Origin of the sequence: Gynuella sunshinyii YC6258 (assembly GCF_000940805.1) — a bacterium.
Lineage (GTDB): Bacteria > Pseudomonadota > Gammaproteobacteria > Pseudomonadales > Natronospirillaceae > Gynuella > Gynuella sunshinyii.
Genome location: NZ_CP007142.1, coordinates 5,670,072 through 5,695,648 on the forward strand (window position 1 = coordinate 5,670,072; position 25,577 = coordinate 5,695,648).

The window sequence follows — 25,577 nt, forward strand, 5'->3', positions numbered from 1 at the left end:
TAACAAATCGTCTGCTTATTCGTTTTCAAACCAGGGAGCGCGGGCAGTCATGATCAATTGACCAGCGCGCTCTTCACTCATACCTTCAATTTCAAGCAAATCATCTATGCCCTGTTCGGCAAGATCTTCCATGGAAATAATGCCTTTGCTGGCCAATGTATAAGCCAGGTGTTTATCCATACCATCCATGTTAAGAAGGTCATCGGCGGGCTCAGAACCTTCCAGTTGCTCTTCAGTTGCCAACTCTTTGGTTAATAACGCATCTCTTGCCCGCTGTCTTAATTCCGCTACGATATCTTCATCAAACCCTTCGATATCCAGCATCTCTTCAAGTGGTACATAAGCGATTTCCTCCAGCGAAGTAAAACCTTCACTGACCAATACCTGTGCCACTTCTTCGTCAACATCCAATGAGTCAACAAAATCTGATACGATCTGACCTGCTTCAGCCTGCTGTTTGGCTCCAGCTTCACTTTCAGTCATCACGTTTATTTCCCAACCTGTCAATTCGGTGGCCAGGCGAACATTTTGACCGCCCCGACCTATTGCCATGGCAAGGTTTTCTTCTGCAACAGCCACATCCATGGTATGAGTCTCTTCATCGATCACGATTGAAGCTACATCTGCCGGTGCCATCGCATTTATCACCAGCTGAGCGGGATTATCATCCCACAGGACAATATCGACTCTCTCATTACCAAGTTCATTTGATACCGCCTGAACTCTGGAACCACGCATACCTACACAGGCACCCACCGGATCAATGCGTCCATCGTTGGTTTTAACTGCAATTTTGGCGCGGGAGCCAGGATCCCGTGCACAGGCACGAATCTCAATTACTTCCTCTTGAATTTCCGGCACTTCAATTCGGAACAACTCCACCAACATCTGTGAACTGCTTCGGCTTAACACCAACTGCGGTCCACGACCTTCTGTTCTGATTTCATGTAAAACAGCACGTACTCGATCGCTGATCCGGAAAATCTCCCGGGCAATCAGCTGATCCCTTGGCAATATGGCTTCTGCATTACTTCCAAGATCGATAATCAAACTGTCTCTGGTAACCTTTTTAACCGTTCCGGATACCATTTCACCCAGTTTTTCTCGATATTGTTCAACGATTTTGGCCCGCTCAGCTTCACGAACTTTTTGAACGATTATCTGCTTAGCGGCCTGGGCACTGATTCTTCCGAAACCTTCATTTTCCACTTTGATTTCGTATACATCGCCAGGCTGTAAGGTGGGATCTATTTCTGCGGCTTCTTCCATGTTCAATTCATATCCCAGGCCTGGCACAACCTCATTGCTAACAACCAGCCAGCGTCTAAAGGTTTCATAATCGCCGGTTGCCCGATCAATTACGACATGAATATCAACTTCTCCTTCATCATCGTAGCGTTTCTTAGCGGCTGCTGCGAGAGCCATCTCAATAGCCTCAAAAATGACATCTTTGGCAACGCCTTTCTCATTAGAGACCGCCTCTACAACCAGAAGCATTTCTTTATTCATCGTCCTCGCCCCTACTAACCGTCAATCTGATCAAACCGTGGAATAATCCGCGCTTTTTCTATTTGTTCGAACGGTAATACGTACTCTTCGTCCCCGATTACCAAAAGAACATCAGAATCTTCCACCCCGTTTAATAAGCCTTTAAATTTTTTTCTACCTTCAAAGGGTCTGCTAAGCCGGATTTCTATTTCGTGACCTTTGTAAACAGCAAACTGTTCCAAGGTAAACAAAACCCTGTCCATACCTGGAGAAGAAACCTCCAGTGTATAGTTGCTTTGAATAGGGTCTTCTACATCCAAGACACTGCTGATCTGACGACTGACCGTGGCACAGTCCTCCACATCAATCCCTTCCTCATGATCTATGTATATGCGTAATAGCGATCGGTTACCCTGGGGAATATATTCAAGTCCCCAGAATATAAATCCCAGCCCTTCTACAACCGGACGGGTCAGCTGTTCTAAAACCTGCTGTTTTACACTCAAAGTATGTATTCCAAAAACAAAAAATGGGCATCATGTGCCCACAAATTAAAGCTGCACAATGTATTTATCATGCAACCTGATTTGCATAAACAAGTACCTAAAAGTCCAAGTATAAAAAACCAATGCCCTTGCCAGGACATTTCTACTCTGCTTTTTAGGTAGAAAAATTCGTCGGACGGAACAACAAAAATGGTAGCGGGGGCTGGATTTGAACCAACGACCTTCGGGTTATGAGCCCGACGAGCTACCAGGCTGCTCCACCCCGCAACATGCGCCCTAGACGGGCGCGGATTATAATGCCCGCATCACCTGATTACAACTGAACACGAACTTATATATGGTGCCGATGACTAGACTCGAACTAGCATGAGCGATGCTCACCACCCCCTCAAGATGGCGTGTCTACCAATTCCACCACATCGGCAATTCTGTATCCAACACCCTCAGTCTGCGCTGGGGATATCGGAAGTATTCTGATCCTTTCCTTGAGTATCAAGAGTTTCGGCAGCAGGCACAGTCGTATCATTGATCGTCTGCTCTACTGGCAACAAACCATAATTACCTGCATCTTCTGCCTTCTGTTTGGCAAAATACGCCAATGCCAGACTGGTAATAAAGAAACCTGTTGCCAGAATTGCCGTTGTACGACTTAAGAAGTTGGCACTTCCTTGGCTTCCAAAAACTGTTTGTGAAGCCCCTGAACCAAAAGAAGCACCGGCTTCCGCTCCTTTACCACGCTGCATCAAAATAAATCCGATGACACCAATGGCAAGAAACACATGAACAATAATAATAATGTTATCTATGGAGACCATTATAATTCCCGCAAACCTATTCAGCAGCCTTACATATGGTGACAAAATCATCTGCCTTCAAGGAGGCGCCACCTACAAGACCACCATCTATATCTGTCATGGCAAACAGTTCTTCAGCCGTACTGGCATTAACGCTGCCACCATATAAAATCTGTATTTTTTCAGCCACTTCAGCATTTTGCTCAGCAACAACTTTGCGAATATATGCATGTACGTCCTGAGCTTGCTGTGGCGTTGCCGTTTTTCCGGTTCCTATAGCCCAGACCGGTTCATAAGCAATTACGCTTTGACCGATGCCTTCTGCACCAACCAACTCTAATACTGCTTTAACCTGCTGACCAACAACATCTTCAGTGACACCAGATTCACGTTGTTCGAGCGTTTCTCCCACACACAGAACAGGAATTACACCTGCACCTAATGCCGCTTTAACTTTCGCTGCACACATCTCATCGGTTTCACCAAACAATGTGCGACGCTCGGAGTGACCGACCAGTGCATACTTACACCCAAATTCCTTCAGCATCCCGAGCGAAACTTCTCCGGTAAATGCCCCACTGGCTTCGATGTAAAAGTTTTGCGCACCCCACTCAATACCCGATGCGCTTAACAATTCTTCTGCCTGATACAGGAAAGGATAAGGTGCAAATATAACCACATCGGCATTCTCAGCCCTTATGTTCGACTTAAAATGGCCCAACAATTGTTGAACAAGTGCTTTATCGCCATTCATTTTCCAGTTGCCAGCAACCATCGGTCTACGCATAAGTCTGACTCCTATTTTCAAGAGGGCGCAATCTTAATGACTTTGTGCTCAGCTTACAAGCAGCGATTGCAACATTTAAAACAATATTTATTGATGCTAACTAATTGATTTTTCATAAAGTTATCAGTTAATCGCATTCTCGACCTGCGCAGCCAGATGGCGACAGACTTTTCTGACCAAAGCAGGGTCCTCCCCTTCCACCATAACCCTAACAACTGGCTCAGTGCCGGAAGGACGCAAAAGCACTCGACCACTGCTTCCAAGCTCTTTCTCGGCCGCCTGGACCCCCGACACCACCTCGGGCTGAGCCAGAATATCCATTTTCCGGGGCAGCTGTACGTTGATCATCTCCTGAGGAAACTTTCTCATACCAGACTTGGCCTGATAAAGACTCTGATCATATGCCACCAGGGCCTTCAATACCTGTAGCGCCGAAACGATACCATCTCCCGTGGTAGACACATCTTTGCAGACCAGGTGGCCAGAGTTTTCCCCTCCTAGAATCCAGTTATGACTGCTCAACAGTTCAAGCACATAACGATCCCCAACTTTCGCTCTGACCAACGGGATATCAAGTTTTTCCAGCGCCCGCTCCAACCCCAGATTGGTCATCAGTGTTCCAACCACTCCGCCGTTGAGACCGCCATTTTCTTTTCTATTACGGGCAATGATGTAAAGCAGCTCATCACCATCGACCAGCTCTCCCTGATCATCCACCATCAGCACGCGATCACCATCGCCATCAAAGGCAATCCCGAGATCTGCATTGGATTCCAGAACCACTTGCTTAAGTTGCTTGGGCGATGTCGACCCCACACCTTCATTGATGTTCAAACCATTCGGCTTGTTACCTATGACAGTGATATCAGCTCCCAGCTCTGAAAAAACCTTGGGTGCCACGTCATAAGTGGCACCATGAGCACAATCAATTACTATTTTTTTGCCCTTTAAGCTCAGCCCTGGAGCCGTTGACTTACAATACTCAACGTAGCGCCCCCCTGCGTCATCGACACGCCGCGCTTTACCGAGATGATCAGACTCGACTGTTACCATCGCCTGCTGAAGTTCAGCTTCAATTGCCAGCTCCATCTCATCCGATAATTTCGTGCCCTCGCCGGAAAAAAACTTAATGCCGTTGTCGAAAAAAGGATTATGAGATGCACTGATGACAATTCCGGCATCCGCGCGAAAGGTTTTGGTCAAATAAGCAATGGCGGGTGTGGGCATCGGCCCGAGCAATAGAATATCCACTCCCGCAGCAGATAAACCAGCCTCCAGAGCGGACTCAAACATGTAACCGGAGATACGGGTATCCTTGCCTATCAGAATTTTGCTTTTACCATGACGCGAAAACACCCGCCCGGCTGCCCATCCCAGCTTGAGCATAAAATCAGCCGTAATAGGAGACCGCCCTACACGACCACGGATACCATCCGTTCCAAAATAGGTTTTAGTTATCAATTCACTTCTCCTGCTTGTTTTTGCCATGGGCGCTGGGCGTTAAATACTTTAATAGCTTCCACACTTTCTTTTACGTCATGAACACGAACGATATCAGCACCATTCATGGCAGCAATCACAGCCGCAGCCACGCTTCCCACCATTCGCTCCGACACGGGTCTATTGAGAATGTCTCCAATCATGGTTTTTCTGGACATACCCACCAGCACTGGCAATTGCAGAGATTTGAATTCTTTAAGGCGGGCCAGCAAGGCGAGATTATGATCCAGTGTTTTGCCAAATCCAAAACCTGGATCAACCAACAATCGGGTAGCATCGATACCTGCCTGCAAACAGGCGTTAACTCTTTCCTGTAAATACTCGATGATATCCGACACAGGATCCCGATACTCAGGCTCATTCTGCATGCTCACCGGGCTTCCTCGCATATGCATCAAACAGACCGGCAAACCGGTCGCCGCACTCGCCTGCAAGGCACCGGGAACCTCCAGTGCTCTGACATCATTTATCAAATTAACACCGGCATTGGCAGCAGCAGTCATAACCTTTGGGCGGCTGGTATCCACAGAAACAAAGATATCAAAACGGCTTACTATTTTTTCTATGACCGGCAAGACCCGTTCAAGTTCTTCCAACTCACTGACTTCTGCCGCTCCGGGGCGAGTGGACTCACCACCAATATCAATGATATCCACACCGGCTGCGATCATGGATTCAGCATGAAACAGTGCCTTGTCGAGCCCGTTAAAACGACCACCATCAGAGAATGAATCCGGGGTCATATTCAGTATCCCCATAACTCTGACTTTATCCAACGACAAACACCGGCCATTACCTTGAATAAACATACCTACCCCACAAAAAGAAAAGCACCGAATGATGTCATTCAGTGCTTCTGAAACATTGCTTTAACTTGCGTTATCAGCTTTCTTTTGGAATTTCCTTGCCCGTCGCCGGCTCGTGTTCAATATTATCGGACGGGTCAGAGCCAGCAGCCGGCTTGGCTTCTTCTTCTGCCACATCTTGCACAGGAGCTGCGCCATTGCCGTTACTATCATCCCAGGACGCTGGCTTACGAGGCTTTCTGCCTTCCATAATGTCATCGATTTGTTTGGCATCGATGGTTTCATATTCCATCAAAGCGTCTTTCATAAGCTCAAGCTTGTCACGATGCGTGTTCAAGATTTCTGTGGCCGCGGCATACGATTTGTTAATGATTTTCTTGATCTGCTCATCAACTTCTCTGGCCGTTGTATTGGAAATATGAGTTGAACGGGTCTGACTACCCAGATACCCCTGTTCCTCTTCCTCATACTGGATCGGGCCCAGTTCTGACAACCCCCACTTGGTTACCATGCTACGAGCCATGCCGGTAGCCTGCTGAATATCATTTGAGGCCCCGGTTGAGACGCTATCAGTACCATAAATCAATTCTTCTGCAATCCGGCCACCATATGCAGAGGCAATCCTGCCTTCAATATAACGCTTGCTATAAGAGACTTTGTCTTCCTCTGGCAAATACATGGTCACACCCAACGCCCGACCACGGGGAATAATGGTTACCTTGTAAACAGGATCATGTTCAGGCATCAAACGGCCAACAATTGCATGACCGGCTTCATGATAAGCGGTCATTTCTTTATCCTTCTCGCTCATCACCATGGTTTTGCGCTCGGCACCCATCATGATCTTGTCTTTGGCGCGATCAAACTCTTCCATACTGACGATGCGCTTGTTCAGGCGAGCAGAAAATAACGCAGCCTCGTTAACCAGGTTAGCGAGATCGGCACCGGAAAAACCAGGAGTACCTCGGGCAATAACCTTGGCGTCGACATCGTCACCACAAGGAACTTTACGCATATGAACTTTAAGGATCTGTTCACGACCACGAATATCCGGCAATGAAACCACTACCTGGCGGTCAAAACGACCAGGTCGCTGCAACGCAGGATCCAATACATCCGGACGGTTGGTAGCTGCGATGACGATAATGCCATCATTCACTTCAAAACCATCCATTTCGACCAGCAACTGGTTCAGCGTCTGTTCTCGCTCGTCGTTACCACCCCCAATACCAACACCTCGGGAACGTCCGACGGCGTCAATTTCGTCGATGAAAATGATACAAGGTGCCTGCTTTTTAGCCTGATCAAACATATCACGAACACGGGAGGCACCCACACCGACAAACATTTCAACGAAGTCTGAACCAGAAATAGAGAAAAATGGTACTTTTGCTTCACCAGCTATGGCTTTGGCCAGCAAAGTTTTACCGGTTCCCGGAGGACCGACCATCAGCACACCACGGGGAATTTTACCGCCAAGACGCTGGTATTTGCCTGGATCGCGCAGGAAATCCACCAGTTCTTTAACATCTTCTTTGGCTTCATCAACTCCGGCGACATCAGCAAATGTGGTTTTAATCTGATCTTCACTCAGCAGTCGGGCCTTGCTCTTACCAAAACTCATAGGGCCTTTTCCGCCACCGCCCCCACCCTGCATCTGGCGCATGAAAAACATAAATACAGCAATAATGATCAGTATCGGAAAGGATGCTATCAACAACTGAGTCCAGACGCTTTGCTGCTCTGGTGCTTTACCTTCAATGACCACATTCTGCGACCGCAGTTCTTCGAACAACTGGCTGTCATCAATGCCATACGGACGATCAGTCTTAAATCTTGAACCATCACGACGCTCACCGGTGATTTGCAAAGGTGCAATCGTGACCTTCTTGACCCGGTCACGCTCAACCTCGGTGACGAATTCAGAATAAGTAATACTGTCTGAGCTTCCTGTTGCGGGGAAGTTTTGGAAGATCGTTAATAAAACCGCCGCTATAACGATCCATAAAATCAAGTTTTTAGCCATATCGTTCAATTTTCACCTTCTCGGTCATTTATCCTGCCGCACTGAACCGTTAGGATCCAGACTGGCCATTATAATCTTCTGCCACCAGATAAACCTCTCTTGACCGGGATCGAGAAGAACTGGGTTTGCGGGTGGAAACCTTTCTGAAGCTATCACGCACACTGCGTAAATAAGCATCAAATCCCTCGCCCTGGAATACCTTGGCGATAAACGCACCTCCCGGCCTGAGGGTCTGCAGTGCCATATCCAGGGCAAGTTCTACCAGATACATGGCTTTCGGCTGATCAACCGCTGACATACCGCTCATATTGGGGGCCATATCAGAGATTACAAGATCAGCAAGCTGAGCATCCAATAATTCCATAATCTGATCAAACACTTCCTGTTCGGTAAAGTCGCCCTGAATAAAATCAACGCCGGCAATTGCATCCATTGGCAGAATATCGGACGCGATCACCCTGCCATGGTCACCAACCAGCTTAGCCGCAACCTGCGACCAGCCACCGGGAGCCGAGCCGAGATCGATCACAGTCATACCCGGTTTTATAAACTGACCTTTCTCATTAATCTCCAGTAATTTATAACTGGCCCTGGAGCGATAACCATCCTGCCTGGAGCGTTGAACATATACATCATCGAAGTGTTCTTTCAGCCATCGCCCTGAACTTTTTGATCTTGCCACTTAGTTAGCTACTTCCAAATAATAGTGTTATATAAAAAATTTAGCGCTGGCAGCCATTTTTCAGCTCTTATACAATGCGCGCCCATTTTGAGAATGAAGCTAAGTTTAGCATTATGAATCTGACAGCAGAGCAAAAAAAATTCTATCGTGGTATTAGTCACCATCTAAACCCGGTTGTCACGGTAGCAGGTAACGGATTAACAGACACTGTACTCGCAGAAATCGACAGAGCCCTTGAAGACCATGAACTCATCAAGGTTAAAGTATCTGTAGGTGATCGCGATTTGAGAGCCGAAGTCATTAAGCAGATTTGCACTGCCACCCGAGCAACTCTGGTTTTTACCATAGGAAACGTCGCTCTGCTGCTGCGCAAAGCCCGCAAACCCAACGCAAAACTTTCCAACCTGGTTCGCTTTAAGAACTGATATCGGCCGAATCGAATTCAATGGCTTTGGTTGGCCGAAAGGATATCTGGCTGACAACCACTCCACCGATAATCAAGGCAACTGCATACCATTGTGACAAACGAATGTGTTCATCCAGGATCAGGAACGCGAACAACAGCGTAAATACTGGAATAAGGTTGGAAAACATCACCACTTGGGTAGCAGGCAAAAAGCGGACACTGAAATTGTATATCCCATACCCTCCCAGAGTGACCACGACGCCGAGATAAAGTACTCCGAGATTGGCCGGCCATATCTCGAAATCGGGCACACCATCGACCAGAAGCATGATGGGCATGAAAAACAACAGTCCTATCACGCTCTGAAAAGCCGTCAAAAATAATGATGAATAGCGCGCAGAAAGAGATTTTAGAATAATCGTGTAAAATGCAGCGCTGACCATGGCAATAAACTCAAGGAAATTGCCCAGCATGGGATTGCTGGCCTGGTCAGAAGGACTACCGGAAAAGGTCAGCCAGATCACTCCGGGCACGGTCAGCAATATTCCCGCCAGATGGTTTTTCCGCACCTGTTCGCCAAGAATCAATCCCGCCAGTACAGCGACAATCAGCGGCAGCATGGCAGTTACCACGCCGGCTTCAGAAGCGGTCGTCAGTTTCAATGCCCAGGCCTCGAACATAAAGTAGATGCATGGTTCAGCCAGGGACATCAATATCAGAAATTTGATATCTTTACGCTCTATCTGCTGCTGCAGAATCAATGGCAAAAACAGAGAAAACACCAGTGACGCTGTCAGCATTCGAAACGCTACAGCCTGTAGTGGGGTAAATCCCTCCAGCACAAACTTAAACGCAACAAAAGAACTACCCCATATTGCCATCGCAAATATCAATGTCAGCGACGCAAATGCATTCCTGGACTGCAACATTTATCTTCACTCATAAAACGACTATCGCGGCCAGCCATCATAGCTGCCGAACAGACCGAATGGCCTGCAATTTACCAGGCCGATAAAAAAGGGGGCGTTGCAGACACAACACCCCCTGATTACGGGTAACTGGAGATTATTTATACACAGGCAATCTGGTACAGATTTCCAATACCTTCTGTTTCACTTCTGCAATAACGACGTTTGCATCGCCAGCTTCCAGGCCGTCCAGAATATCGCATATCCAGCCGGCCAGTTTTCCAGACTCTTCTTCTTTGAAGCCTCTGCGGGTAATCGCTGGCGTACCGATTCTGAGACCGGAAGTGACAAACGGGGAACGGGGATCGTTGGGAACAGCATTTTTGTTGACCGTTATATTGGCCTGGCCCAGCGCTGCGTCCGCATCTTTACCGGTATATTCCTTACCGATCAGGTCAACCAGAAACAAGTGATCATCGGTGCCATTGGAAACAATTTTAATACCACGTTCCTGAAACACACTAACCATCGCACGGGCATTTGCCACTACTTGCTGCTGATAGGTTTTAAATTCTTCACTCATGGCTTCTTTGAAGCAGACAGCCTTACCGGCGATGACATGCATCAGAGGGCCACCCTGACTTTCCGGGAATACCGCAAAGTTCAGCTTTTTATTCAGTTCTTCATCATTGTTGGCCAGAATCAGACCGCCGCGAGGTCCACCCAGAGTCTTATGCGTAGTCGTAGTCACAACATCGGCAATGCCCACTGGAGTTGGATAAATTCCGGCAGCCACCAATCCTGCAATATGAGCCATATCAACAAACAGATATGCACCCACCTTATCAGCAATGTCCCTGAACCGCTGCCAGTCAACGATACGGGAATATGCTGAGAACCCTGCGACAATCATCGTGGGTTTGTGTTCTTCCGCCAGCTGTTCAACCTGTTCATAATCAATCTCGCCAGTTTCAGGGTTCAAACCATACTGTACAGAGTTGTAGATACGACCGGAAAACGACACCGGGGCACCATGGGTCAAATGACCACCGTGTGCCAGACTCATACCCAGAACAGTATCACCCGGTTTGCACAATGCCATATAAACAGCAGCATTGGCCTGTGAACCGGAATGCGGCTGCACGTTGGCATACTCCGCTCCAAACAATGCCTTGGCACGATCAATAGCCAGCTGCTCCACCACATCAACGTGCTCACAGCCACCGTAATAACGCTTGCCAGGATAACCTTCAGCATATTTGTTGGTTAACACAGAACCTTGGGCTTCCATGACTCTGGGGCTGGTGTAGTTTTCTGAAGCAATCAGCTCAATGTGCTCTTCCTGGCGTTGAGCTTCAGCAGTCATTGCCGCATACAACTCGTCATCATAGCCCTGGATTTTCATGGATTTCTCAAACATCAGTTTCTCCTGGTGTTATTGATCAAATTGGATTACAGGTGTTTTTTAATTCGCTCTTTGCAGCTTGAGGCGGAAAACATCAATGCCATATCAGGTTTGTCACTCATCTTCCACGCCCATAAAATCTGTCGTCTTAACCGACCATGGCAGCCACAAGTATCAACTGGTCTCAAGCCGGCGGCTATTCTAACTAAAAGCACAAACAAAACTCACATGAAAAAACATTGTCGCTGCTATGAAGATATTTTGCCCGAAGACCTTGGGTTTAGCCGCTGTTTTGACTAACCTTGTCAGCCTTTAGAATACCAAGAGGTCATAAGCCAAGTGGCTCAATACGTTTATACCATGAACAGGGTCGGTAAGATCGTCCCGCCCAAACGCGAAATCCTGAAAGATATTTCCCTGTCATTCTTCCCAGGCGCCAAAATCGGAGTGCTGGGTCTGAATGGTGCTGGTAAATCAACACTGCTCAGAATCATGGCCGGTCTTGATACCGAGATTCAGGGGGAAGCAAGACCTCAGCCCGGTATCAAGGTGGGTTATCTCCCTCAGGAACCACAACTGGACGAAGAAAAAAACGTTCGTGAAATCGTCGAAGAGGCACTTGGTGAAATCAATGAGGCCAAGGCCAAGCTGGATGAAGTCTACGCCGCCTACGCCGATCCCGACGCAGATTTCGATGCGCTGGCAGCCGAACAGGCACGGCTGGAAAATATCATCCAGGCCGCAGACGCGCATAACATGGAACATAAACTGGAAATAGCCGCCGATGCCCTGCGTCTGCCGCCCTGGGATGCCAAAGTCAAATACCTCTCAGGTGGTGAACGTCGCCGTGTAGCACTGTGCCGGTTATTGTTGAGTTCTCCAGACATGCTGCTGCTCGACGAACCCACCAACCACCTGGACGCCGAATCAGTCGGGTGGCTTGAGCGTTTTCTGCATGAATTTCCCGGCACAGTGGTGGCCATTACCCACGACCGTTATTTTCTTGATAATGTTGCCGGCTGGATTCTTGAGCTGGACCGTGGTCATGGTATTCCTTATGAAGGCAACTATTCCGGCTGGCTTGAAGCCAAAGAAAAACGACTGGAGCAGGAAGCCAAACAACAGGCGGCTCATGAAAAAGCCGTTAAATCAGAGCTGGAATGGGTACGTCAGAATGCCAGAGGACGCCAGGCGAAATCCAAAGCCCGTTTAAAACAGTTCGAAACACTGAACAGCCGCGAGACCCAGGCCCGCAGTGAAACCAATGAAATCTATATTCCACCAGGACCTCGTCTGGGGGATGTGGTTATAGAAGTCGAACACGTCGCCAAATCTTTTGAAGAAAAAGTACTGTACGACGATCTGTCTTTTGTCGTTCCACCAGGAGCCATTGTCGGTGTCATCGGTGGTAACGGTGCCGGTAAATCAACCCTGTTCAAACTGTTGACCCAGCAGGAACAACCTGACAGCGGTGCTATTCGTATCGGCGATACGGTCAAAATGGCCTGTGTCGGACAAATGCGCGAACTGGAGGGCAGTAACACGGTATTTGAAGAAGTTTCCGAAGGCCGGGACCTGATCCAGGTCGGCGGATATGAAATTCCGGCCCGAGCCTACCTTGGACGGTTTAACTTCAAGGGCTCTGACCAGCAAAAATATGTCAAACAGCTGTCCGGTGGTGAGCGTAACCGTCTGTTTTTGGCCAAACTGTTAAAAGAAGGCGGCAACGTTCTGCTGCTCGACGAACCAACCAACGATCTCGACGTGGAAACGTTGCGTGCGTTGGAGGAAGCCCTATTGGTATTCCCTGGCAGTGCGATTGTCATCTCCCACGATCGCTGGTTCCTTGACCGCGTAGCCACTCATATTCTGGCTTTTGAAGGTGATTCCAGTACGGTGTTCTTTGAAGGCAACTACAGTGAATATGAAGAGGACCATAAAAAACGGGTTGGTGATCAGGGACCAAAACGGGTCAAATATAAACGGATCAAAACCTGAATATCCGGTCGCGGGAGTCTGTCTCCCGCAATCCTCACCTTTTACAAAGCGATGTTGTAATGCAAAAAAAGCTCAATAATCAGTTGTTTGCCCTTTCCGGTCTGGGTCTGATCGCCGGGATTCTGCTCACTCAGGGGATCAGTTGGATCACCAGCGCCCAGAAACTGGCACACATGCAGATACTCGGCTTTCTCTGCACCGGCATCGCGATTATTCTGCTGACAGCGTGCTTCAAGCTGATCGCCATGGTGCGGCTCGATATTTCCAACCAGATATCTGCACAACTGCAGCAGTTGTTGAATAAAACCAATACTATTCTGAGCGCCTCCAAAAAGATTAAAAACGACCAGCAGGGTCTGATCCGGCTACTCAATGAGACCTCGGAAGGCGCCTGGCTGAAAAACCTCGACAATGAATTCATTTTTGCCAATGAACATCTCGGCAAATTATTAAACGCCACTCCCACAGCACTGGTTAACAGAGACTCTTCGGTGGTCGAGTCCGATTTTCTGCATCATCTCAACCAGGTTGATGCCAGAGTGATTGCATCAGCGGAAACAGAAAGCATCGAAATCGAAACCGGTAACCAGCACCGGTTTGTCATTCGCTCCACCCCCATACTGAACGCTAATGGCAAGGTTTCCGGCACTGCCGCCACCGTCAGTGATATCACCCATCTGAAGACCTTGAGAGAACTGCAGGAAAAGTGGCAGTTCATCGATCCGCTGACCAACCTTGGCAATATCCTGATGGGACAAAACTGGCTGAAAGATGCGCTAGCCACGCGCCAACAGGATGAAATCATTGCGGTATTGATGTTCGAATATGAGAATTTTGCCGATATCAGCAAACAACTGGGTTCTATGGTTGTGGATTTGATTGTGGCGGAAACAGGTAACAGAATTGCCGGTTTAGTTGGTAAAGAGCAGCTGCCGATACGGGTTTCCGGAGATCAGTTCGGTCTGCTGATCCGTAAAATATCTGATCCCGCAGACATCCTTTCTCTCGCAGAACAAGTCAAACAGCGGTTGTCAGAACCGCTGACCGTTCACGAGACAGAACTGTCTCTGACACCCCGGATGGGCATGGCCAGAACACCGGTCCATGGTGATGACCCAATCCAGTTACTGGCCACAGCAGAACAGGACATGCGGGCCTGAACAACGATTCACTCTGTCAGCCCGCTGGTTTTTGCTCTATATTGATTAGCTCTCTGCATTCGGCATTCCCACATCCCTGGCAAACATCATTGCCAGGTTAATCACAAACCATAACGCCGTAGAGTTCGCTCCATCCTGGTAAAAATCCGGAAACAAGCAGGGCTCCCATATGATGAATCCTGAACAGCTGTCACCATCATCACAAAGCGTATTCTGGTGGGCGACCGCCCTGGCTCAGTTTCGGGTAGCCAGGCACAATGAAACCTCAGTATCCATCAGCGCCAGCGACATTTTAGTCGGCATGTTGCTGGAGTCTCCGACTGATCCAACCACTACGACATTACTGACTCATTTCCATCTGACGCCTGGTCAGATATTGCCGGATGATTATTTGATTCCCACACGGCAGGAGCTTGAGCGGCAGTTGCGGTCCATCCCCGCAGACACAACACCGGCCTTCGATTCAGACGCTGACTATGTCCTCAAACAGGCGTATGAAATAGCCGCACAGAACAAATACTCCCAAGTACTTGAACTGCCATATCTGCTGATCGGGCTATTGCAGAGCCCAAATACCATCGCAGAGAAACTAGCAGAACTGTTTGCCCAGCGAGGTATCGAGATATCCCAGGTCCAGCAACTGAGCCTGGAATTTTTCAGCCAGCCCGAAAACAAACAAAGCTATGCTGAATTTCTGCAGACCCGCCTGCCGTATCACGCCAGCCCGGTTGATATTCCCAACTACAAGGCGGATCACGGTAACCTGAATGATCTGACCCAGGATCTGGTAGGCATTCGTGCCGAAGTGGATGCATTTGCCTACCTGCTGGCCTCCAGGGGGCTGAAGCCGCCGCTGGCGGTTGGTCTGTTCGGTGAATGGGGTTCGGGAAAGTCCTTTTTCATGCAGGCCGTCAGAAGCCGGATTGAACAACTGACTGGCAGTGACCAGATCAGTCAGCGGTCCCAGGTCGAAGTTCCCTACTGGAAGCGCATCATCCACATTGAATTTAATGCCTGGCACTATGTGGAAGGAAATCTCTGGGCCAGTCTGGTCGACCATATCTTCAATCAGCTCCGGCTCAAGGGCGAGAAAGAGGATCTGGTGGAAAAACGGCGCAATTACTGGCTGCAACAACTGGACAGCAAACGTGTGGAACTGGCTGAACTGGAATCGAAGTACAGCGTGGCCAAACGGGATCTCGATAGTCTGGAACAACGCATGGATCTGTTGGAGCAGGCGTATCAGACAGAAATGGAACATCTGCGTCAGCTGAAAGCCAACGCCAGCTCTGATGTCGTCATCCGGGACAGCCTGAATGCCGTTTCCGAGGTGCTCGACAACAATCTGCTCGCTCTTGGACTCCCCAGCGCTCGCGACATCTTCAAAAAACTGGATGAAGCACACCAGGAGATCAAACGTGGCCGACGACTGTTAACGGAGTTATGGCATCATAAACACCGGTCATATCGATATCTGCTGGTTCTGGCAGGACTGTTTCCCCCGGCAGTCACATGGATGCTGACCAGTCTGACTGAGTCCATGAATACTGCCTGGCTGAGTGGTGCAGCGGCAACCGTCGCCACTGGAACGGCACTGCTTTCGAAGACCACTTTATTTATCAAAGACAGGTTAAAACAGCTGCAACAGGCCTCCGCCAAGGTGCAGCAGGAAGTTATGCAACAACAGCAACAGCTCGATAATCAGATAACGGCGGCCGAACAGACGGTTGCAAACGCCCGACAGCGGCTGCATGACTCTATTCACCATAGAAACGAAGTGCTGGACAGTATTGAAGAGATCCAGGACGAACTTAAAAAAGTTACTCCCACACAAATACTGAACGAGTTTGTCAAAGAACGGGTAGGTTCCGGTGACTATCGCAAGCATCTGGGGATCCCGGCGTTGATTCAGCAGGACTTCCAACAGCTGGCAACTTTGATTTCAGGTCACAATCAGGCGCTGGTGGCGGGTGACGATTCTGACAACGAAGCCCATGATGACTATGGTTTTAATCGCATTATCCTGTACATCGACGACCTTGATCGTTGCCCTGATACTCACGTGGTGCAGGTACTTCAGGCAGTCCATCTGCTGCTGGCATTTGAGTTATTCGTTGTGGTGGTGGCCGTCGATTCGCGCTGGTTGTCGCATGCCCTGATCAAGCATTTTGATGCTCTGGCCCCGGAACACAACAACACTTCCACAGCCAGCCCGGATGATTATCTGGAGAAGATTTTTCAAGTACCGTTCTGGGTGCAACCACTGAATGACCATGCCCGTCAGAATATTATCAATGGTCTGCTCGAAGGCCATTTGCTGACCACCCGTCAGCCCCCCGGCGGTCAATTCTCATCTGATAGCAATATTCCCAACGTTTCCGAATCACACCAACAAATATTGGATTCCCTGAACCCCGCCAGTGCCCCACCCGAACTGGACGTGGCAGCATTGAGCATTCATGCTGATGAACTCGACTTCTTAAAACAACTCACGCCACTGTTGGGGAATACTCCCAGAGCCACCAAGCGGTTTGTGAATCTATATCAGCTACTGCGGATCATTCACCATCTCACTCCGGAAAACGATGAGGAGTCGCCACCGGATTATCAGTTGCTCGGATTTATGCTTGCCATCGGAGGTACCGTACCGAATCTTGAACAATCCATTCTGATGGCAGAACAACAAAATCCTTATGGCCTGTTGAGCGATGTACTCAACAACCTGGAACAGCTTCATGCTGATCGAATTCAGTTGTGGATGGATTCAAGAATACACTGGCTGACCATTCCATTGGCGCGGATACAGCATTCTTATCACCGGGTAGAGCGTTTTCTGTTCCGGGTCAGCAGTGGATCGTTGTCCGGTCTCAGGTCACTGTGAACGCTGTCTGGTCTGAATACGATGTTCCTGGTTTGGCATGGTCTGGCGCATAGCATGAACCCTGGCCAGATCGATTTGCCCCACCAGCCAACCGGTCTCGTCAGCAAGACAAGCCTGCACCGCTCCCCAAGGTTCGACAATCATTGAATGTCCCCAGGTCTGGCGTCCGTCATCGTGCGTACCGACCTGTGCCGGGGCCAGCATATAACAGGCATTTTCTACCGCCCGTGCCCGGTTCAGTAGTTCCCAGTGTGCCATTCCGGTAGGACGGGTAAACGCCGCCGGTGCCACCAGCACTTCTGCACCCATGGCCCGCAGACGCTGGTATTGTTCGGGGAAGCGCAAATCGTAACAGACCGACAGACCCACCCGGCCGACCGGAGTACTGACCACTGTCAGAGTGCTGCCATGACAATACGTAGCGCTCTCCTGGTAGCGGTTATGACGATCAGAAATAATGGCATCAAACAGATGGATTTTCCGGTATTCGGCCACCAATCGACCGCCCCCATCAAAGACCGGGCAACAGGCCCAGGGTTTCTGTTTGACGTTGTACTTAAACGGAATGGTTCCCGCGATCAACCAGCGCCGGTAGCGACGGGCCAGAGCACTGACATGCGCCATGATCATGCGCTGCTGCTCAAGGGATTGTCGGGATTCGCGGGTAATATCACGATTGCCATAACTGGCCCAGTTTTCCGGCAACAGTACCAGATCCACTTCAGGATGCTGTTCCGCCAACTGCCGGAACGCTTCACTGACGGTCTCCAGATTGACAGCGATGTCGGTGGAGCTGGTCATTTGCAGCAATGCGACAGTGCTCATTATTTCACCTCTTTATCCTTCAGTTTTTTATCCTGAAGGGAATTATCAAACGCCTTGTACAGCTGGTATTTGGGATTTTCCCAACTGCCGGTAATGCGGTATTTCACCGATGAGAAGCGTTCCAGCCCGGAGTTCATGATGCGTTCGGTAATAAAAATCGCCACAGCCACCTGTGGTGTCACTCCAGCCAGTAGCGCAGCCAATGGTATGGCGCTGGACACCGGTACGGTAAAGACCATATCCAGATCGAGCTGCTGGTCGACCATGTTGTAACCGCCGTTGAAACGGAACTTGGTGGCGGCACCATCAATCACAAATTCATTGGCTACCAAGGCAAAACCATCTTCAAACAGCAGTGAGCCATCCACGGTATCAAACGAGATGCCTTTCTGCACGATGTCTGAAAAGTCCAGTGCCAGGCGCTTCAGAATACGGGAGAAATTAAAAATGCCAAACAGTTTGATATCTTCATACTCCTCCACATTCAAAATCGCACCATTACGCATATGAATATCGGTTTTCCCTTTGACCGTTTCCACCTGATAAGCCAGTGGTGATCCCGGCCATTGCAGTTCAATGGTCGATTCCGCAGACTGGGTTCGAATGCTGCGGGCATAGCCCATTTTTTCCAATACACTGCCAACATCACCGGCTCTCACATGACTTTGCAGATGGGTAGACATTGATCCGTCGGCGACGGTCAGCCAGTCCAGCGAGCCGGTCAGCTCAAGACCATTGATGTTGCCCTGAATATCGGTGACGGCGACCCCATTACTGACTGGTTTGATCCGTGCACTCCAGCTGCCAAAATCGCGACCATCCCATTCCAGGCGTTTCACCTGAACCAGAGCCGGGTAAATGGTTTTCAGGTCAACAGTCGCCAGCGGGTCATCGTTTTTGTCGCCGGCAACAGCAGGCTGTGAGTGCAGCCGGACAAATTCAAAGTCCAGCACCAACGGTTCATTTTCGCCATGCCCCCACCCCATGTTGCCCTGAACATCCGGTCCTTCAAAGTCCGCCGTCCAGCCCTGGTCAGTCCGACTGATCAGCACCTGCATATCCGGCCAGGTGTCAGTGAAATAATTCAGCTGATCGGTACGAATGCTGACCTCACGAATCAACTGATCAAAAGACCTGGTACCGGCTGTATCTGTCTTACTCGCCGGCCACTGCTGATACAATCTGACGATATTCTGGATGTTTTCCTGCCAGCGGTCACCATCCAGTTTGGGCTCATGGATATCAATGAAGACACCATCCTCTTCGGGCAGCTTCGCCCCTTTCTCCGACTGAATTGAGCCCCGTTCAATCTGATTATTCACCATCAGCATATTGGTCGAAAGCTTGTCCGCCAACTGCACCTGAAGATAGCTTTTGTCGCCCTCAAACTGCATATTCAGAGTGCTGGGCCAGACCTCATCAGCCGCTTTTTGTAACGGGCTGGAGTAATTCATGGCAATTCCGGTCAAATCACTCGTCACAGTCAATTGGCTGCGGGAGGCTTGAATATCGAGCTGCGCCTGATAGGGTGTGACTCCTCCGGTTTCGTGGATCAGTGCATCGCCAATCCACTCACCTACGTCCGCAACGTCAGCCTGCCCGGAGGCATCAATGAGCCAATGCAGGTCAGAACTGCCAAAACCACGAGTGGCGATCTTAAAAGCAGCATCATGACCAAAAAAACGACCATGTAACCCTGATGAGGAAAACCCGGTACGGGAAGAAAAATGGATACGGCCTGAGGCCTGATCTACTGCCAGCTGATAGTCAGGCAACACCAACTGGTTGTCGCTGAGACGAACATCCACCTGAGCCTGAACCTTGTTTCCCTGTACCGGAACCCATATTTTTGCCTGGCCGGACATCTCCGCACCGCCGACCACCCAGGTATCCAGAGTATTGCCACTGAATTCCCGTAATGGCGAAGTGCGTACAAAATCCAGCACCGCTTCCGGCGCGCCACGAAACCGGGTCTCAATAAAGACATCAGGCTGGTGCTGATCCAGTGCCACCGATACCTGAGTGTCTTCAGCGACCAGATCCATGTAATGCAAAGGGTCGACCTTCACATTGAGCTGATCCGGGGATAAATCCACGCTGCCGGATAAGTTATGCAGCATCGGCCATTCCCGGTCAGCAACGAAATCGACATCCTGTAACTGATCTTTCAACAATACAGAAATCCCGTTACGGGTATTGCCAATCAGCGGCGTTGAAATCACCAGAGCACCATGATCGTTGCTGAAAGAACGCACAGAATCCAGCAGCCACTGCCGCAACTGTCGATCCATCACTATCGGCAAGGCCTGTTCCAGCTGCTCCCGGCCACCACCACTGAAGGCCAGATTCAGATCAAATCGGGGTTCGCGTTCATGGTTTGGAGACTTGAAGGGAATAAACACACCGAAATCTGCACTGGCAGACGTCAGTCCCCGCGGCTGTCCGATAATATGATGACCGCTGACCCGCAAACTGTTACCTGGATACCAGAACCATTCAACCTGACCCTGAAGCGCATCGACATCCACCGCTGAATCCAACACCCCCTTTAGGGTCATTGAGGTGTCAGAAGGTGTCACCGTCACCAGCCCATGGCCAGGTGTCATGTCAATATAACCATTCATATCCGATAACCCCGGCACTCCCTGCCAGGGGTCAGTAGAAACATTCGCAAACCGCCCCTGAACCGTCAGCCGATCAGCCGGAGGCTGGGTTGTCCGCCAGACAATTCGAGAGTTATATAACCGGCCACGAGGCTGTAAATCCGTCATCTTTCCCTGCGGAACGAGCACATTGGCCAGATTGGCCAGCACCTCCACATCCAGCCGGTTGCTGTTGATTTCCAACGATTCACCATTCCAGAACAGATAATGTTTACTGGGTTTCCAGGTATTGTTCTGAAACTGAAACGTCAGCCCGCTCAACCAGGCCTGAGTCCGATCCTGACCAAATTCCATGGTCAAATCGGAATCCACATTCTGTAGTTCCAGACGACGGTCATTCTGGCTCAAAGACAGTTCCGGCACCTTAACCCGGCCATGAATGGAATCCAGCTTGCCGGCTTTCAGCAAAATCCGGTAATTGGACTGCGAACGAAATACATCCCACTGAATGCCTGTGTTCCTGAGGGACATCCACGGCGCCCAATCAAAATCCTCCTGATCAAAATAAATATCAGCGTCAGGTTGGTCCTGATCCCAGTTCCAGAACCGGGCAGCCCCCTGGAAACCGGATAGCGGACTCTCAGCCCCCAGACGGCCGATAAAGTTAAGAGTCTTTTCGTTGCCGACGGAGATGGCCTGCAGTTCAGACAGTTCGACGGTCATGGCACGCTGAGCCGCAAACTGCAGATTCAGTTGAATATCGCTGAGATAGATTTGTTCATTGTCAAACAGTGGTTTGATGTCTTTCAGGAAACGGCCAAGGGAAACGGGTTCGGCGCTTTGTTTGCGAGATAATTGCCAGTCTCCGATTGACCAACCGGAAGATTCGGTTTTCTGCCGCATCTCCATCTGCACACCGGACATACTGACAAATTTGGCAATCGGTCGGCCCTGGGCCAGAGTCGGCAGAATGGATAAATCGAAACGCATGTGGTCAACAAACAAGACCGAACCAATACTGACCTGGCTGGCTGAGAGGGAGGGACTGAATCCGGACAGCGTACCATGCAACTCGCCAATGGATACCGGATAACCAATCTGACTGGAGATAATCTCCGCGATCTGATCCTTCTTGTTATTAATCAACGGCAGCAGTTGCCGCCCTAACACAACATAAACGGCCAGGATCACCAACAACAGTGCCAGCAATTGCCACAGCTGGACCATGTAACCACGAAATAAAACAGATAAACGCAAGAACCTGATACCGATGTCAAAAGTAAACCGGCATTTTAGGAGACTTTCAGAGACTATCCGAGCGCTTTATTGCAATCTTATTTAAAATCTATCTGCAAGATACTGCCGGTTATCACTGCAGTACCACATCAAACTGTTCCTGACTGTACATGGGCTCGACCCGGAAATGGATCGGTTTGCGGATAAACTCCTCAAGATCCGCCACCGCTGCCGACTCTTCATCAAGCAGGCGATCCACCACTGCCTGGGCTGCCAGCACCATATAGCTTTTGGTATCGTAGGCTCTCGCTTCACGCAGGATTTCACGAAAAATTTCGTAGCAAACGGTTTGCGCGGTTTTTATCCGTCCCCGGCCGTCACATACCTGGCAATATTCTGTCAACATCTGCTCCAGACTTTCGCGGGTACGCTTACGGGTCATTTCCACCAGCCCGAGTTCTGATACACCTGTGACCTTGGTCTTGGCATGATCTTTTTCCAGCAGTTTTTCCAGCATCCGTAACACCTGACGCTGATGCTCGGTATCTTCCATGTCGATAAAATCGATGATGATGATGCCGCCAAGATTACGCATACGCAGCTGCCGGACAATCGCGGTTACGGACTCAAGGTTGGTCTTGAAGATGGTTTCCTCAAGATTCCGATGACCGACAAACGCTCCAGTGTTCACATCGATCGTGGTCATGGCCTCGGTCTGATCGATAATCAGGTAGCCTCCGGATTTGAGGTCAACTTTGCGCGACAGGGCGCGGCGGATGTCCTCTTCCACATTGAACAGATCGAATACCGGCCGTTCACCCGGGTAGTATTCCAGGATAGGCTCAACTTCCGGCGTATATTTGCGCACGAAATCGAGCGTATTTTGAAAATTTTCACGGGAGTCGATGCGTATTTTATCGACATCGGCACGAATCAGATCCCGGGTAATGCGCAAGTGCAGTGGCAGGTCTTCGTAGACAATCTGTGGTGCTTTTTCGCTTTTGATACGTTCTTCAAGCACCCGCCAGAGACGACGCAGGTAATCCATATCCTTGCGAATTTCTGCCTCGCCGATGGACTCTGCCGCCGTACGCAAAATGAAGCCACCTTTCTCGATGCCCACATCATCTTTACAACTATTCACCAGCTCTCGTAACCGCTCACGCTCGCTGTCCCCTTCAATCCGCTGACTGACCCCGATATGATCAGAATCCGGAACATACACCAGATAACGCGAAGGAATGGATAACTGCGTGGTCAGTCGTGCCCCTTTGGTGCCGATGGGATCCTTGATGACCTGTACGGTAATGGGTTCGCCTTCGCGCACCAGCTGAAAAATAGGCGGGACGTTTTTGTTTTCGGAAGTTTGATGTTCATCATGGAGGCGGGGATGGGAGATATCGATATCTGAGGCATGAATAAACGCTGCGCGTTCCAGACCGATATCCACAAATGCCGCCTGCATGCCCGGAAGTACTCGGACCACCTTGCCACGATAAATATTACCAACAATGCCGCGATTCTGGCTGCGCTCTATATAAACTTCCTGAACGGCACCGTTTTCTACAATCGCGACCCTGGTTTCCATCGGCGTTACGTTAACCAAGATTTCTGAATTCATTCGATATCCTGCCAGATTTCTATATTGAATCGTTTCAAAAGTTCAGTCATCACTTCCAGAGGCAACCCCATTACACCTGAGAAACTACCTTCAATCCGGTCAATGAACGCCGATCCAAACCCCTGAATCCCATAAGACCCTGCCTTATCGCAAGGCTCACCACTTTGCCAATATCGTTTCATCTGCTCAATACTGATGGGTTTGAACCATACCCGGGTACGGCTCAGTCCATAGTGTTCCCTGTCAGTATTCATGACACATATACCGGACAGCACTTCATGCTCCCGCCCGGACAGTTTCGTCAACATGGCAATGGCATCCTGTTCGGACTCCGGTTTGCCAAAAATATGTTGGTCACAGACGACCGTGGTATCAGAACCAATAACCACCGCATCGCGGCCAGAGTCAGAATTCAGAATTGCCCTGGCTTTCTGCTCACTCATTCGTTTCACGTAATCGGTCGGTGCCTCATCCGGCAACACAGTCTCATCGATATCAGCCGGACAGACTTCAAACCTGACCCCAATCTGTTTTAAAAGTTGTTTACGCCTTGGTGAGGCGGATGCCAGTATTAATGTCATGTTTACTGTACTCGGAATCGTCTTTGAACGGATAACATCACCAATGCAACAAACGGCCAGATAACCGCACTGCTCACAGAGGGAATTAAAAAGGAATAACCGCTGCTGACCACACTCAGCTGACCTTTGATCCAATGCAGCAGCGATAAATGCAGCCCGACAATCAGAAAAATCACCATGGCCTGCTGATAGAGTGGATATAAACGCATACGTTGGTGCAGTAACGAAATCAGATAGGCACTTAACGACAACGTAAAAGCCTGCAAACCTAACAGATTGGCTTCCAGCAGATCCAGAATCAGACCAACAACCCAGGCAGTGAAGATTCCCACCCGATAAGGCAGCGCCAACACCCAATAGAGTGTCACCAGATATGTCCACTCGGGACGCAGGAAGGCAATAGTATCCGGTATCGGAACGATATCGAGAATAAAGGCGATTACCACTGTCAGCACAATGATCAACAGGTTTTGCGGTTTTGGGTTTTCACTGCTCATTGGGTGGCATCACTGTCACTTGATTGGTTAGCATCAGAATGATTCGCATCACCATTAAATACCAGCAGTACATGTTTGCTGCGATTCAGATGGGCACTGGGTTTGGCTTTAATAATGGCAAAAGGCTCGCCGGGATCATGCTCGACGCTGTCGACCACCGCAACCGGATACCCCTGAGGAAAGCGCCCACCCAGGCCGGATGTGACCAATAAATCACCCACCTGGATATCTGCGGTGTCGGGCACATAGATAAGCTCCAACTGACTCAGATCCCCGGTTCCCGAAACTACCCCGCGAAGGCCATTACGGTTCACTTCCACGGGCACGGCATGGTTGGCATCGGCAATCAACAGAACACGGCTGGTGTAAGTATCGATCTGAATGACCTGGCCCATCAATCCGGTGGCATCGAGCACCGGCTGGCCGACAAAAACACCGTCTTCGGAACCTTTATTGATAATCACCTGATGGGAAAAGGCGTCGGTATCCAGCCCGATCAACTGGGCCGCCAGAATCCGTTCGCTCACTTGCTCCGAAGCATTCACCAGCTCCCGGAGACGACGGTTTTCAGCCTGAATGATCGGTAATTGCTGAGTCTTGCGCTGCAGCATCAATACCTGTGCTTTCAGGCTCTCGTTCTCGATCATCAGTTTTTCTCTGGAAGCCAAAGTACTGGAACTCCAGTCCACTGCTTCTGAGGGCACGTTGGCAATCCACAAAATCGGGGTTAACGGATATCCAAGGATCTGCTTCAGTTTGTCGGTCTGTGGAATACGCAGATCAGCAAACATCAACATCCCGGAAAGAAGCAAGGCAAATAAAAACCGATAGCCTAAATGAGGGCCATGGGAAAAAATAGACTTCAAC

At 49.6% G+C, this 25,577-nt stretch carries 20 protein-coding genes and 2 tRNA genes; 4 read left to right on the forward strand and 18 right to left on the reverse strand.

Annotated features, from left to right (window positions below; all coding sequences use genetic code 11):
* Positions 1 to 15: 15 nt before the first annotated feature.
* From nusA to rlmE, 10 genes are all read right to left on the reverse strand, one after another.
* Positions 16 to 1,509 (reverse strand): transcription termination factor NusA, encoded by a 1,494-nt coding sequence (gene nusA, locus YC6258_RS23580; protein ID WP_044619059.1) that lies wholly within the window; start codon positions 1,507 to 1,509, stop codon positions 16 to 18.
* A gap of 14 nt (positions 1,510 to 1,523) precedes the next feature.
* Entirely contained in the window at positions 1,524 to 1,994 is a 471-nt protein-coding gene (gene rimP, locus YC6258_RS23585; protein ID WP_044619060.1) for a ribosome maturation factor RimP, read from the reverse strand.
* Between the two features lie 190 nt (positions 1,995 to 2,184).
* A tRNA-Met gene (locus tag YC6258_RS23590) sits at positions 2,185 to 2,261 on the reverse strand.
* Positions 2,262 to 2,332: 71 nt separating this feature from the next.
* Positions 2,333 to 2,418, reverse strand: a tRNA-Leu gene (locus YC6258_RS23595).
* Between the two features lie 19 nt (positions 2,419 to 2,437).
* Entirely contained in the window at positions 2,438 to 2,860 is a 423-nt protein-coding gene (gene secG / locus YC6258_RS23600) for a preprotein translocase subunit SecG (protein WP_245626984.1), read from the reverse strand.
* Entirely contained in the window at positions 2,826 to 3,563 is a 738-nt protein-coding gene (gene tpiA / locus YC6258_RS23605) for a triose-phosphate isomerase (protein ID WP_245626985.1), read from the reverse strand. Before tpiA ends, secG begins: the two co-directional genes overlap by 35 nt.
* A gap of 135 nt (positions 3,564 to 3,698) precedes the next feature.
* Positions 3,699 to 5,033, reverse strand: coding sequence for a phosphoglucosamine mutase (gene glmM / locus YC6258_RS23610; protein ID WP_044620374.1), 1,335 nt, complete (start codon positions 5,031 to 5,033; stop codon positions 3,699 to 3,701).
* Entirely contained in the window at positions 5,033 to 5,884 is an 852-nt protein-coding gene (folP, locus tag YC6258_RS23615) for a dihydropteroate synthase (protein WP_044619063.1), read from the reverse strand. The genes glmM and folP overlap by 1 nt, the downstream gene beginning before the upstream one ends.
* Positions 5,885 to 5,957: 73 nt before the next feature.
* On the reverse strand, positions 5,958 to 7,907 hold the full coding sequence (ftsH, locus tag YC6258_RS23620) for an ATP-dependent zinc metalloprotease FtsH (protein ID WP_044619064.1): 1,950 nt from the start codon (positions 7,905 to 7,907) through the stop codon (positions 5,958 to 5,960).
* A gap of 49 nt (positions 7,908 to 7,956) precedes the next feature.
* Complete coding sequence (rlmE, locus tag YC6258_RS23625) at positions 7,957 to 8,589, reverse strand: 23S rRNA (uridine(2552)-2'-O)-methyltransferase RlmE (protein ID WP_044619065.1); 633 nt, start codon at positions 8,587 to 8,589, stop codon at positions 7,957 to 7,959.
* Between the two features lie 113 nt (positions 8,590 to 8,702).
* Here rlmE and yhbY point away from each other — a divergent pair, with 113 nt between their 5' ends.
* Positions 8,703 to 9,014, forward strand: coding sequence for a ribosome assembly RNA-binding protein YhbY (gene yhbY / locus YC6258_RS23630; protein ID WP_044620375.1), 312 nt, complete (start codon positions 8,703 to 8,705; stop codon positions 9,012 to 9,014).
* Here yhbY and YC6258_RS23635 read toward each other — a convergent pair.
* Positions 9,004 to 9,924: a DMT family transporter gene (locus YC6258_RS23635; RefSeq protein ID WP_044619066.1), complete on the reverse strand. Its 921-nt coding sequence runs from the start codon at positions 9,922 to 9,924 to the stop codon at positions 9,004 to 9,006. The two genes, yhbY and YC6258_RS23635, sit on opposite strands and share 11 nt — an antisense overlap.
* Positions 9,925 to 10,060: 136 nt before the next feature.
* The gene (gene glyA, locus YC6258_RS23640; RefSeq protein WP_044619067.1) at positions 10,061 to 11,323 is read right to left on the reverse strand and encodes a serine hydroxymethyltransferase; all 1,263 of its coding nucleotides are present in this window, start codon (positions 11,321 to 11,323) and stop codon (positions 10,061 to 10,063) included.
* Positions 11,324 to 11,647: 324 nt separating this feature from the next.
* Here glyA and ettA point away from each other — a divergent pair, with 324 nt between their 5' ends.
* From ettA to YC6258_RS23655, 3 genes are all read left to right on the forward strand, one after another.
* Positions 11,648 to 13,306, forward strand: coding sequence for an energy-dependent translational throttle protein EttA (gene ettA / locus YC6258_RS23645; RefSeq protein WP_044619068.1), 1,659 nt, complete (start codon positions 11,648 to 11,650; stop codon positions 13,304 to 13,306).
* A gap of 59 nt (positions 13,307 to 13,365) precedes the next feature.
* Positions 13,366 to 14,466 (forward strand): GGDEF domain-containing protein, encoded by a 1,101-nt coding sequence (locus YC6258_RS23650; protein ID WP_044619069.1) that lies wholly within the window; start codon positions 13,366 to 13,368, stop codon positions 14,464 to 14,466.
* A 169-nt stretch (positions 14,467 to 14,635) separates the two neighbouring features.
* On the forward strand, positions 14,636 to 17,347 hold the full coding sequence (locus YC6258_RS23655) for a P-loop NTPase fold protein (RefSeq protein WP_044619070.1): 2,712 nt from the start codon (positions 14,636 to 14,638) through the stop codon (positions 17,345 to 17,347).
* Here the strand turns inward: YC6258_RS23655 and YC6258_RS23660 are convergent.
* From YC6258_RS23660 to mreC, 6 genes are all read right to left on the reverse strand, one after another.
* The gene (locus tag YC6258_RS23660; protein ID WP_044619071.1) at positions 17,339 to 18,172 is read right to left on the reverse strand and encodes a carbon-nitrogen hydrolase family protein; all 834 of its coding nucleotides are present in this window, start codon (positions 18,170 to 18,172) and stop codon (positions 17,339 to 17,341) included. The two genes, YC6258_RS23655 and YC6258_RS23660, sit on opposite strands and share 9 nt — an antisense overlap.
* Positions 18,172 to 22,032: a YhdP family phospholipid transporter gene (locus tag YC6258_RS23665; protein ID WP_144407731.1), complete on the reverse strand. Its 3,861-nt coding sequence runs from the start codon at positions 22,030 to 22,032 to the stop codon at positions 18,172 to 18,174. Before YC6258_RS23665 ends, YC6258_RS23660 begins: the two co-directional genes overlap by 1 nt.
* Before the next feature lie 112 nt (positions 22,033 to 22,144).
* Positions 22,145 to 23,632, reverse strand: a complete 1,488-nt coding sequence (gene rng / locus YC6258_RS23670; protein WP_044619073.1) for a ribonuclease G — start codon at positions 23,630 to 23,632, stop codon at positions 22,145 to 22,147.
* The gene (locus tag YC6258_RS23675; protein WP_044619074.1) at positions 23,629 to 24,213 is read right to left on the reverse strand and encodes a Maf family protein; all 585 of its coding nucleotides are present in this window, start codon (positions 24,211 to 24,213) and stop codon (positions 23,629 to 23,631) included. Before YC6258_RS23675 ends, rng begins: the two co-directional genes overlap by 4 nt.
* Before the next feature lie 2 nt (positions 24,214 to 24,215).
* Complete coding sequence (gene mreD, locus YC6258_RS23680) at positions 24,216 to 24,710, reverse strand: rod shape-determining protein MreD (protein ID WP_044619075.1); 495 nt, start codon at positions 24,708 to 24,710, stop codon at positions 24,216 to 24,218.
* Positions 24,707 to 25,576, reverse strand: a complete 870-nt coding sequence (gene mreC / locus YC6258_RS23685; protein WP_245626986.1) for a rod shape-determining protein MreC — start codon at positions 25,574 to 25,576, stop codon at positions 24,707 to 24,709. The genes mreD and mreC overlap by 4 nt, the downstream gene beginning before the upstream one ends.
* Position 25,577 lies beyond the last annotated feature (1 nt).

Coding starts and splice junctions, on each gene's coding strand:
- rng (WP_044619073.1), bottom strand. CDS start 23,632: ATGAATTCAGAAATCTTGGTTAACGTAACGCCGATGGAAACCAGGGTC.
- YC6258_RS23675 (WP_044619074.1), bottom strand. CDS start 24,213: ATGACATTAATACTGGCATCCGCCTCACCAAGGCGTAAACAACTTTTA.
- folP (WP_044619063.1), bottom strand. CDS start 5,884: ATGTTTATTCAAGGTAATGGCCGGTGTTTGTCGTTGGATAAAGTCAGA.
- glyA (WP_044619067.1), bottom strand. CDS start 11,323: ATGTTTGAGAAATCCATGAAAATCCAGGGCTATGATGACGAGTTGTAT.
- nusA (WP_044619059.1), bottom strand. CDS start 1,509: ATGAATAAAGAAATGCTTCTGGTTGTAGAGGCGGTCTCTAATGAGAAA.
- YC6258_RS23650 (WP_044619069.1), top strand. CDS start 13,366: ATGCAAAAAAAGCTCAATAATCAGTTGTTTGCCCTTTCCGGTCTGGGT.
- tpiA (WP_245626985.1), bottom strand. CDS start 3,563: ATGGTTGCTGGCAACTGGAAAATGAATGGCGATAAAGCACTTGTTCAA.
- YC6258_RS23655 (WP_044619070.1), top strand. CDS start 14,636: ATGATGAATCCTGAACAGCTGTCACCATCATCACAAAGCGTATTCTGG.
- YC6258_RS23635 (WP_044619066.1), bottom strand. CDS start 9,924: ATGTTGCAGTCCAGGAATGCATTTGCGTCGCTGACATTGATATTTGCG.
- ftsH (WP_044619064.1), bottom strand. CDS start 7,907: ATGGCTAAAAACTTGATTTTATGGATCGTTATAGCGGCGGTTTTATTA.
- mreD (WP_044619075.1), bottom strand. CDS start 24,710: ATGAGCAGTGAAAACCCAAAACCGCAAAACCTGTTGATCATTGTGCTG.
- yhbY (WP_044620375.1), top strand. CDS start 8,703: ATGAATCTGACAGCAGAGCAAAAAAAATTCTATCGTGGTATTAGTCAC.
- secG (WP_245626984.1), bottom strand. CDS start 2,860: ATGATTTTGTCACCATATGTAAGGCTGCTGAATAGGTTTGCGGGAATT.
- YC6258_RS23660 (WP_044619071.1), bottom strand. CDS start 18,172: ATGAGCACTGTCGCATTGCTGCAAATGACCAGCTCCACCGACATCGCT.